The sequence below is a fragment of the Cupriavidus sp. SK-4 genome, from assembly GCF_000611125.1.
GTDB lineage: Bacteria > Pseudomonadota > Gammaproteobacteria > Burkholderiales > Burkholderiaceae > Cupriavidus > Cupriavidus necator.
This window is the reverse complement of sequence record NZ_JFJW01000224.1, coordinates 1-1,679: the sequence shown is the minus strand read 5'-3', so window position 1 is coordinate 1,679 and position 1,679 is coordinate 1. Positions and strand designations below refer to the sequence as shown.

3 protein-coding genes and 1 pseudogene are annotated in these 1,679 nt (G+C 64.4%); 1 reads left to right on the top strand and 3 read right to left on the bottom strand.

The window, feature by feature from the left end; genetic code table 11:
* The 3 genes and pseudogenes from CF68_RS34565 to CF68_RS39300 all read right to left on the bottom strand — a co-directional run.
* A partial coding sequence (locus CF68_RS34565; protein ID WP_235205989.1) for a recombinase family protein occupies positions 1 to 598 on the bottom strand: 598 nt, incomplete at its 3' end.
* Positions 588 to 752: a DUF2264 domain-containing protein gene (locus CF68_RS38885; protein ID WP_234824885.1), complete on the bottom strand. Its 165-nt coding sequence runs from the start codon at positions 750 to 752 to the stop codon at positions 588 to 590. The genes CF68_RS34565 and CF68_RS38885, both read right to left, overlap by 11 nt.
* A gap of 70 nt (positions 753 to 822) precedes the next feature.
* Positions 823 to 1,023: pseudogene (locus CF68_RS39300) on the bottom strand (DUF5372 family protein); the annotation flags it as partial.
* Between the two features lie 41 nt (positions 1,024 to 1,064).
* On the opposite strand from CF68_RS39300, the gene CF68_RS34560 reads away from it, so the two are divergent.
* Positions 1,065 to 1,679: reverse transcriptase domain-containing protein (locus tag CF68_RS34560; protein WP_255351180.1), on the top strand; the 615-nt coding region annotated here is incomplete at its 3' end.

The following is a 1,679-nucleotide window of genomic DNA, read 5'->3' as shown; positions in this document are numbered from 1 at the left end:
GCAGCGCACCGACGACGGCTTCATCCGGATGCAGCCTGACTTCGCCGTCGGCCTCACCCCACACCAGTCCGGTGGGCAGGCCGCGGCGCAACTCGCCGCGGGCAGCCTTGTTGCGGATGCCGCCGTCCAGACGCGCGCGTAGGATGTGCAGTTCGGCTTCGCTCATGGTGCCCTTCAGGCCGAGCAACAGGCGGTCGTTGAACAGCGCCGGGTTATACACGCCGTCAGCATCGCCGATGAGCGTATCGGTCATGCTGCACAGGTCCAGCAGGCGGTACCAGTCGGAATTATTGCGCGCCAGGCGGGAGACCTCCAGTCCGAGAATAATGCCGACGTGCCCGAGCGCGACTTCGGCGGTCATGCGGGCGAACCCGCCACGGTGCGCGGCGCTGGCGCCCGAGAGGCCCAGATCCTCGTCGACCACGCTGACCTGCTGCGCGGGCCAACCGAGGGCGGTGGCTCGTTGCGCGAGCGCGTACTGGCGCTGCGTCGATTCGCGATTGTGCTCGACTTGGCTGGCGCTGGACTGACGGATGTAGACGAAGGCGGTGCGCTGCAAATGGCTGGGGCCGATCTTGTTGGAGGTGTCAATCATCATTGTTCTCCCGGGGCAGCGGGTTGTTGTAGCTCACGAGCTTCGCAATCGCCTGGGCGAGGCCGTTGATTACCGCCTCGCGTGTCGTTGGATCGAGTTGTTCCCACAGGCTGTCGTCGCCGGATGGCAGATCCGCAAGGGGTAGGTTCAGTTGCATCGTTGCTCTCCTGTTCCGTCTGGCGCAGCAAAGCGTCAATGATGAGGCGAGCGTGGAGCAGGTCGGCAAGCGAGCCCAGCGCATCGGATGTTGGGACGTTGGTACCTGTGGAAACGCTGCCGGAGGCGGCAGCGAAATCGGTCCAGTCGGCGGGAATCAGCCCACGTGATTGGTCGGGAAGCGTCAGCAGAAGGTGCAATCGGCCGGCCCGTTGCCGTCGGCTGATGACCTGGAGGCGCCGGCCCTCGAACGGGTGGCCGGATCGTGTGATGACAACAGATTCAGGAACGTGGTGGAGAGGGGTAGTCTGTGGTGGTTTCCTTCGACCGGGTCAACCACGACATCCTGATGTCGCGGGTGGCACGGCAAGTGAAGGATGCCCGGGTGCTCAAGCTGATCCGGCGGTATCTGGAAGCGGGGCTGATGCGTGGTGGGGTGGTCGAGGCAAGGGGGCAAGGCACGCCGCAGGGCGGGCCGCTGTCGCCGCTGCTGTCGAACATTCTGCTGACGGACTGGGACCGTGAACTGGAGAAGCGGGGTCTGGCGTTCTGCCGTTACGCGGACGACTGCAATATTTACGTCCGAAGCAAGGTGGCAGGGCAACAGCTATTGGCGCGCATGACAGCGTTCCTCGCGGAACGGCTGAAACTGCAAGTCAACGAGGGCAAGAGCACGTGCGGGCGCCCGTGGGCGCGCAAGTTCCTAGGCTACAGCGTGACGGCACATCGTCAGGCCAAGCTGCGTATTGCACCGGAAAGTCTGCAAAGGCTGACTGGGCGAATCAAGGAGCTGATGCGCAAGGGACGCGGGAGGAGCCTGACTCACACAATAGCGGCGCTGAATCCGGTGCTGCGCGGGTGGATCGGGTACTTCCAGTACACGGAAGCGAAAGGCGTGCTGGAGACGCTGGACGGGTGGCTGAGGCGG